The following is an 8,144-nucleotide window of genomic DNA, read 5'->3' as shown; positions in this document are numbered from 1 at the left end:
GCATCGCCGCCAGGGCCGTCTCGCGGAAGGCAGTGCGGTTGAGCACGCCGGTCAGGCCGTCGGTGGCGGCCAGGCGCGCGAGCTCGGCCCGCTGCGCCCGCAGGGCCTCGGCGCTCCGCGACAGGGAGCGGAGGTTCCTGCCCTGCGCCGTGAGCGCCGCCGCCACCGGCAGGCAGGTGAGCAGCAGGACGGCCAGGAAGGCGTGCAGCAGGGTGGCCTGCTCGTGCGGGTCGGGCGTGACCGCGGCGATCGGGCCCTGGCCGCGCAGGGTCGCGACCGTGCCGATCACCGCGATGACCGCCACGGCGGCTTTCGTGCCGAGCCGCCCGACCCGGAACGTCGCCAGCATCGCGGGACCGAACAGCACGAACAGCAGCGACCGCTCGGCCACGCAGAACACCCCGCAGGCGGTCGCGGCGACGAGCCCCTGCAGCCCGAGCGCCTCGGCGCGCCGGCTCCAGTCCTTGCCGGTCAGGCACCGCCGGTAGTCGCCGCGCAGCAGCGCGAAGAGGAACGGCGTGAACACCAGGAGGCCGAGGCCGTTGCCGGTGACCCAGCTGCCGAAGGCGACCCTCGGGTCCCGCCCGGACACCAGCGAGGCGACCGCCGCGCCGCCGAGCCCGCTGAGCGCCGGGGCGACCAGGCCGCAGACCAGGATGAAGCGCCCGACGACGGAGGGCGCGACCAGCACGTCCTCGCCGTTCAGGACGGGCCGCAGGAGGCGGGCGGCGATCCAGGCCTCGGCGACGTGGCAGAGGCCGTCGAGGAACGGGGCGGGGCCGACGCCCCGCATCGCCAGCCCCGTCGCCACGTTGGCCAGGTAGCCGACGGCGAGCAGCCTTCCCCAGCCGTCCGGGCGGCGGTCGAGCAGCGCGGCGAGGAGGACGGCGTTGGCCGGCCACACCGCCGCCAAGCCCTGCCCGTCGCCGGTGAGGCGGATCGTGCCGGCGGAAAGGACGGCGTAGAGGAGGCCGACGATGCACTCTGCCTGTCTGGCTGTCACGGAGGGTCCCATCCGGCTCGACGCCCCGCCGCCCAGCGGCGGACCTAACGTCAGTCGGCTGCCATGATGGTCGAGTCGTTGATGGTGGGATAACGGGACTCGGAAAAATCTCGCGACTGCGCGCGATCATGGACTATTTGGCGAGTGAGATGATGGTCGCACAGGAGAGATCGACGTGTCGATCGATCGCTCGTCCAGTTTTTTTCCATCGTTTCCTTGCGTGAGATCCAGCCGATGGGCACCGCACCGCGTCCCGGCGTCATCCGCCCGCCCTCACCCGCCGGCACTGCGTCTTGAGGTAGGCGGTCTGCCCGATACCGGCCCGGACCTCGGAGCGGGCGATGATCTCCTGCCAGCCGGTGGCGCAGCCGATCTCGCTCGCGACCCGGGTCTTGAACACGTCGGTGGCGTTCGCCTCCTCGCACTCCTGCACCGGGACCGTGTTGGCGCAGATCAGCACCACCGCCAGGAATCCGTTCATCGTCCCCTCCCCCCTGCCCGAGACGAGAGATGATGGGGCCCGGCGGGGTCGCGCCAAGCCTGGATCTTTGGACGGGTCCGGATCGTCGACCTGCCTGGATCGTCGATCGGGAGCTTTCCCGCGACGCGGCGCTGCGGTCCGTCCGGCGCGACCCTGCGAACGAATGCAGAGGATCGAGGGGTGGACCCCGTCCCCCTGCGTCAAGGCGGACACTTCGCAGTCGACCGTGAGCCGTCGGCGGCGCGCGAATACGGTCGAGCCCACGAGTGTTCGCTCTTGGCGTTCGTAACTGTTGTCTGATCGGCCCTCGTGGATCTATGCGTGGTCGATCGCTGGATCCAAATCGGCACTATTTCGCTGCGCTGGCAAATTAGCCAAATATAATCATGATTCCAGTAGAGAATTTACATTTTATTAACATTCACTGAATACCCGAGACTGGGTAATTAATTCTTTTTGTAGGGCCCCCAGTCCATGAATCTGGATCGTATTTCCATTCGCACCAAATTGATTTTTTCTTTCACCTGCGTGCTGCTGTTCGTTCTGGCGGTCGGTGCCGCAGGCTGGAGCGGCATCTCGTCTCTCAGTCATTCACTGTCCCATATCGGTCGAAACAGCCTGCCCAGCGTCGCGACTGCCGCCTCCCTGCGTGCGGCCGCCATCGACGTGCGCGTCAGCGTCGTCAACCACATCCTCTATACGGACGTGGAGAGGATAACGTACGAGGAAGGCGCCCTGGCAAAGAAGATCGCGGTCGTCGCCACTCTCGGCGACGCCTATGGTCCGCTGGTCGGCTTGCCGGGGGAGAGGGAACTCTTCGAGACGTTTCGATCGAACTGGAAGCAGTTCCTCGACAAGCTGCCCGTCGTGGTGACCCTGTCTCGCAACGGCGACAAGTCGCGCGCGTTCACGGAAAACGTGACGGTCGTGCGCCCGAGCATCAAGGCCGCGGCGGAGGCCCTGGACGCCATCGTGTCCATGAACGAAGGCGCCGCCGCCGCCACGGTGGCGGCCAGCGAGCGTGCGGTGGCGACGGCCCACACGATCATGACGGCGATCGGCGCGGCGGCCGTGGGCCTGACGCTTCTCGTGACGGCGCTCATCATCGGCAGCATCGCGCGGGGGATCGGCGCCATCGTGCGGCCGATGCAGGCGCTCGCCTCCGGCGACCTCTCGGTGACGGTTCCGCACCGGGGACAGCGGACCGAGATCGGCACGATCGCCGACGCCGTGCAGGTGTTCAAGGGCGGCCTCGTGCGGATGAAGACGCTGGAAGCGGAAGCCGCGCAGGCCCGGCTCGCGGCGGAGGAGCATCGCAAGCGCGTCATGCGGGAGATGGCCGACGGGTTCGAGGCGGCGGTGGGCGGCGTGATCGGCATGGTGTCGTCCTCGGCGACCGAGCTGCAGGCGACGGCGCAGCAGCTGACGTCGACGGCGAGCCAGACGGCCAGCCAATCGAACGCCGTCGCCGCCGCCGCCGAGGAGGCCGCCTCCAACGTCAGCACCGTCGCCGCCGCGACCGAGGAGCTGGGTTCCTCGGTGCAGGAGATCGGCCGGCAGGTCGACGGCTCGGCGGACCTCGCCCGGCGGGCGGTGGCGGAGGCCGATCAGGCCGGCACGCAGGTGCAGGAGCTGAGCGCGGCGGTCGCGCGGATCGGCGACGTGGTGGGGCTGATCTCGACCATCGCCGGGCAGACCAACCTCTTGGCGCTCAACGCGACGATCGAGGCCGCCCGGGCCGGGCCGGCCGGCAAGGGCTTCGCCGTCGTCGCCTCCGAGGTGAAGGCCCTGGCGGAGCAGACCGCCCGGGCCACGAACGACATTTCCGGGCAGATCTCCCAGGTCCAGGCCTCGACCGGGCAGGCGGTGGCCTCGATCGGCGGGATCACCGGGCGCATCCGCGAGATCAGCGCCGTGGCCACCTCGATCGCCGCGGCGGTGGAGCAGCAGGGCGCGGCGACCCGGGAGATCGTCCGCAACGTCGCCCAGGCGGCCCAGGGCACCGGCGAGGTGACGGGCAACATCGCCGGCGTGGCCGGCGCCGCCGACGAGACCGGGGCGGCGGCGAGCCAGGTGCTCGAGGCGGCCTCCGAACTGTCGCGCCAGTCGGAGCACCTCACCTCCGAGGTCGCCCACTTCCTCGCCACCGTCCGCGCGGCCTGACCCGACCGCATCGGCGGTCGCGCGGCCGGCGCCTTTCGCCCCGCCTCCGGTCCTTCAGGCCGGAACCTCCACCACCAGCCCCGGATCGAAGCTCGCGCCCTCGACCGGGTTGGCGAGGCAGCGGGTGCCGTGGAGCGCGAGGTCGTGGGCGGCGTGGAAGTGGCCGGAGATCCAGAGCTTTGGCCGGTGGGCCGCCGGCAGATCGGCGAGGAGCGTGGTGGCGTAGAAGGCCGGGACCCACCAGGGCACGCCGAGGGCATCGCGAAAACGGTCGGCGGATTCCGCGATCGGCGGGTGATGGGTCACCGCGACGGTCGGGCCGGGATGGGGCCGCGCGAGCGCCGCGCCCAGTGCCGCCCGGTCGGCGGCATGGGCCGCCATCGCGGCGCGCGGCGACCAGGGCGTGCCGTCGGCAAGCCGGATCGCCCGGTATTCCCGCGAGCCGGTCGCCGGATCGGTCATGCGGGCCTCCGCGTAGGCGACCGGGTCGTCGGGGCGGTCCGGCGTGTCGGGCGCGAGCCAGCGCCCGGCGAGCGCCCAGTCGCTCCACAGGGTGGCGCCGACGAGGCGCACGCCGTCGATCACCCGGGCGTCCCCGGCCTGGAGCAGCATCACCCGCTCGCGGCCGGCGGCGGCGTTCTCCGCCGCGACCGCCGCTGCCAGCGCCGCCAGCAGCTCGGGGGCGGTGCGGGGATCGCCGGCGGGCGCGTAGCGCTCGTGGTTGCCCGGCACCCACACCACCGGCCGCTCGCCGGCGAGCTGCAGGAGCGCGGCGAGCCCCCGCTCCGGCTGTCCCTCCCAGACGTCGCCGGCGCAGACCAGGAGGTCGAAGTCCCGGGCCGGGGCCGGCACCGCCGCGAGCGGCCGGCGCTCGAGATGCAGGTCGGAGAGCGGAAAGAGCCGCATCCTCAGGCGCCGAACAGCGACAGCACCACCGGGCGCCGGTCGAGGTTGTAGACCTGCGCCTCCCGGGCGGCCTTCGCGGCGCGCTCGGCGGCGTCGGCGAGCGCCGCGAGGCGGGCCGGCGGCTCGCCCTGGCGGCGCTCGATCTCGGCGGCGAGCCGGCGCTGCACCGCGTCGAGGGCGGTGGCGTAGAGGGCGTCGGCGTCGCGGCCGGCGAGCCGCTCGGCGAGCTTCAGGGCGCGGCGCCAGTCCGGCCGGTCGCCCTGGTCCATCAGGGCCTCGACCTCGTCCACCACGCCGATCGTGTCGGGATCGAGGAGCTCGATCGCGCGGGCGACCGAGCCCTCGCTCAAGCCGGCGGCCCGGTCGATCAGCTCCGGCGGCCGCGTCGCATGCGGGGCGCCGAGGCCGCGCAGCACCTGCGCCACCGCCCCGGTCGGCAGCGGCTTGAGGGCGAGGCGCCGGCAGCGCGAGCGGATGGTCGGCAGGAGGCGCCCGGGGGCGTGGCTGACGATCAGGAACAGCGAGCGCGGCGGCGGCTCCTCGATCACCTTCAGGAGGGCGTTGGCGCTGGCGAGGTTCAGCTCGTCGGCGCAATCGACGATGCAGATCCGGTAGCCGGCATCGGCCGAGGTCGCCGAGAACAGGTGGAGCGCGCGGCGCGCCGCGTCGACGCCGATCTGGGTCGGGATCGTCTTGGCCCCCGGCGCCTTCTGGCGGCGCAGGAGCACGAGGTTGGGATGCGCCAGCCCGGCGACCTGGCGGGCGACCGTGTGGCCGGGGGGCAGCGCCAGGGTGTCGGGCGTGCCCGCGCCGTCGCCCCGCGCCAGGAGGTGGCGGGCGACCCGGAAGGCGAGCGTCGCCTTGCCGATGCCCTTCGGCCCGCCGATGAGCCAGGCATGATGCAGCCGCCCGGCGCCGATCGCCTCCCGGAAGGCGCGCTCGGCCGCCTCCTGGCCGAGCAGGTCATGGCGGTCGCGCGGGCGCGGCACGCCCGGGACATCGCCGATCTCGGCCTCGTCGTCGCGCAGCTCAGGCGGCATCGGAGACCCCCGGGGCGAGGTGCGGCAGCCGCGCCGCGACCGCCGCGCGGACCGCCTGCGCGACGGCATCGGGCGGCTGTTGCGCGTCGATCACGACGCAGCGCCCCGGCTCGGCCTCGGCGATGGCGCGGAAGGCGGCCCGCAGGCGCTGGTGGAACTCCAGGGCCTCGGCCTCGAACCGGTCCGGCGTGACAGCGGCGGCGCGGTCGCGCTGGCGGGCGCGGGCGAGCCCGATCTCCGGGGGCAGGTCGAGGATCAGGGTCAGGTCCGGCCGGGTCGGACCGACCACCACCCGCTCCAGGGCGGCGAGCGTCTCGGGCTCGAGGCCGCCGGCCGCGCCCTGGTAGGCCCGGGTCGAGTCGCTGAAGCGGTCGCAGAGCACCACGGCGCCGCGCGCGAGGCTCGGGCGAATCAGGGTCGCGAGGTGGTCGAGGCGGGCGGCGGCGAACATCAGCGCCTCGGCGAAGGGGCCGTGGGGCTTGGCGATGCCGGAGAGCACCGCGGCGCGGATCCGCTCGGCCCGGGGCGAGCCGCCGGGCTCGCGGGTGGTCACCACTTCGCGGGGCCCCCGGTCCGGGCCGGCCCGCAGCCAGGCGGCGAGCCGCGTGATCTGGGTCGACTTGCCGGCGCCCTCGCCGCCCTCGAAGGTGATGAAGCCGCCGGGGCGCGCCAGCACCTCGGCGGGAGCCCCGGTCACGATCGTCCCGGTCACGACTTGCTGGTGATCCGGCTGAGGGCCTGGCGGAACCAGCCGGTGCCGACCTCGAGCGCCGCGTCGAGGGCGCGCTGGGTCATGGTGCCGGCCGGCACGGCCTCGGCGGTGTAGAGCGGCATGTCGAGCACCACCTGCTCGCCGCGGGTGACCTTGAGCCGGCCGACCTCGCGGCCCTCCTCCACCGGCGCGGTCAGCGGGCCCTGGTAGGTGGCGCGCGCCACCAGCCGGTCGCCGTTGCCGCGCGGCAGCATCAAGCGCACCGGCTTCCTGGTGACGAGGGCGACCCGGCCCTTCTCGGCCCCGAAGGTCTCGGCCTCCGCCACGGTCTCGCCGGCGTTGAAGATCTGGCGCGCCTCGAAGGCGCGAAAGCCCCACTCGATCAGCTTGCGGGCTTCCGCGGCGCGGTCGCGGGCGGTCTTGAGGCCGCTCACCACCAGGACCAGGCGCTGGCCGTTCTGCACCGCCGAGCCGGTCAGGCCGTAGCCGGATTCCTCGAGGTAGCCGGTCTTCAGCCCGTCGGCGCCGATGTCGAGGGTGAGGAGCGGGTTGCGGTTCTGCTGGCGGATCTTGTTCCAGGTGAACTCGCGCTCGGAAAAGAGCTTGTAGTTCTCCGGGTAGGTCTCGATCAGGTGGATGGCGAGCTTCGCCATGTCCCGGGCCGTGACCTTCTGGTCGGGCGCCGAGTAGCCGGTGGCGTTGCGGAAGGTCGAGCGCTCGAGCCCGATCTCCTTCGCGTGCCGGTTCATGATCTGGGAAAAATTGTCCTCGGTGCCGGCGACGCCCTCGGCCGCGGCGATGGCCGCGTCGTTGCCGGACTGGACCACGATGCCGCGCAGGAGGTCGGGCAGCTTCACCTTGCTGTTGAGCTGGGCGAACATCGACGAGCCGCCGCCGCCCGCGCCGCCGCGGCGCCAGGCATTCTCGCTGATCGTGAACTCGGTGTCGGGGCCGAGCTTACCCTTGCGCATCTCGTCGAAGAGCACCTCGACGGTCATCAGCTTGGCCATGCTGGCCGGCGAGAACGGCTCGTCGGCGCCCTTCTCGAACAGGATCGCGCCGGTATCGGCGTCGATCAGGATGGCGTGCGGGGCCAGCGTCTGGAAGGCCTGCGCCCAGGCACCGGACGCCGCGACGGTGATCCCGAGGGCGGCCGCGAGGGCCATGCCCGCGGCGCGGCGCGTCAGCGCCCTGCCCGCTCCGGTGGTCGCTCTCACACGCATCCCCTACCGCTCGAAACCCCGGCCGTCCGGGAGACCCGCCGCACTCTGCCGTCCCGCTCGCGCCCACGCAACCGCGGCTGTGCCGCAGTGCGGGATGGGGAACCGTTTTGGAGATGGATTCGGGCCTGGATGCCGTTCATCCGGCTCCGCCGCCCCTGCAACCTGCGACCTCATCCAGAGGCGTTGGCCGATCGAAAATCGGCCGACCTCGAAGGAGGACTCCGGGGATCTCGGAGGCTTCCGGAGGCCTCCTTCGAGGTCAGTCCATCAATGATGGACTGACACCTCAGGATGAGGGCGCGGGGAGGATGTCCGCGCTCTCGGCCATCCCCCTCAATACATCCCCGCGACCTTCGAGCGCGGCGGCATCCCGGGCTTGCGGCCGGTGTTCTTGGCGTCGCCCTTGGTGTCGCCCTTCTGGGCGCCGGCGAGGCGCAGCGGCGGCGCGATCGGCAGCGGGCCTGTCCTGGGGGCGGCCTTGGCGACGACGGTCGTCGAGGCCTTGCCCCCGGCCGGCGTCGCGGCGGCGTGCATGACCTGCGCCAGCGAGGCGCGGTCCGGCGCCGGGTGGCCCGCGAAGGCGAGCGCCTGGCTCGGGGCGGCGGGCCTGTGGGCC

8 protein-coding genes are annotated in these 8,144 nt (G+C 72.7%); 1 reads left to right on the top strand and 7 read right to left on the bottom strand.

The features are described 5' to 3' along the window. On the bottom strand, positions 1-1,003 hold a 1,003-nt coding region (locus HPY23_RS20365), incomplete at its 3' end, for an MASE1 domain-containing protein (protein WP_200649669.1). 259 nt (positions 1,004-1,262) lie between these two features. Further along, a complete protein-coding gene (locus tag HPY23_RS20360) occupies positions 1,263-1,484 on the bottom strand; it encodes a hypothetical protein (protein WP_060847723.1) in 222 nt (73 codons plus the stop codon). Positions 1,485-1,958: 474 nt separating this feature from the next. Here HPY23_RS20360 and HPY23_RS20355 point away from each other — a divergent pair, with 474 nt between their 5' ends. Continuing rightward, entirely contained in the window at positions 1,959-3,647 is a 1,689-nt protein-coding gene (locus tag HPY23_RS20355; protein ID WP_091882524.1) for a methyl-accepting chemotaxis protein, read from the top strand. A 54-nt stretch (positions 3,648-3,701) separates the two neighbouring features. Here HPY23_RS20355 and HPY23_RS20350 read toward each other — a convergent pair whose 3' ends face one another. The 5 genes from HPY23_RS20350 to HPY23_RS20330 form a co-directional block, all read right to left on the bottom strand. Beyond that, on the bottom strand, positions 3,702-4,553 hold the full coding sequence (locus tag HPY23_RS20350) for a metallophosphoesterase (RefSeq protein ID WP_091882521.1): 852 nt from the start codon (positions 4,551-4,553) through the stop codon (positions 3,702-3,704). Between the two features lie 2 nt (positions 4,554-4,555). Then, positions 4,556-5,593: a DNA polymerase III subunit delta' gene (locus HPY23_RS20345; protein WP_060849448.1), complete on the bottom strand. Its 1,038-nt coding sequence runs from the start codon at positions 5,591-5,593 to the stop codon at positions 4,556-4,558. Continuing rightward, a complete protein-coding gene (gene tmk / locus HPY23_RS20340) occupies positions 5,583-6,305 on the bottom strand; it encodes a dTMP kinase (protein WP_244537493.1) in 723 nt (240 codons plus the stop codon). The genes HPY23_RS20345 and tmk overlap by 11 nt, the downstream gene beginning before the upstream one ends. Then, positions 6,302-7,528, bottom strand: a complete 1,227-nt coding sequence (locus HPY23_RS20335; protein ID WP_082742566.1) for a D-alanyl-D-alanine carboxypeptidase family protein — start codon at positions 7,526-7,528, stop codon at positions 6,302-6,304. The genes tmk and HPY23_RS20335 overlap by 4 nt, the downstream gene beginning before the upstream one ends. A 333-nt stretch (positions 7,529-7,861) precedes the next feature. Beyond that, positions 7,862-8,144: hypothetical protein (locus tag HPY23_RS20330; protein ID WP_420891341.1), on the bottom strand; the 283-nt coding region annotated here is incomplete at its 5' end.

It is taken from the genome of Methylobacterium ajmalii (assembly GCF_016613415.1).
GTDB classification, from domain to species: domain Bacteria; phylum Pseudomonadota; class Alphaproteobacteria; order Rhizobiales; family Beijerinckiaceae; genus Methylobacterium; species Methylobacterium ajmalii.
This window is presented reverse-complemented; position numbering and strand designations above follow the sequence as displayed.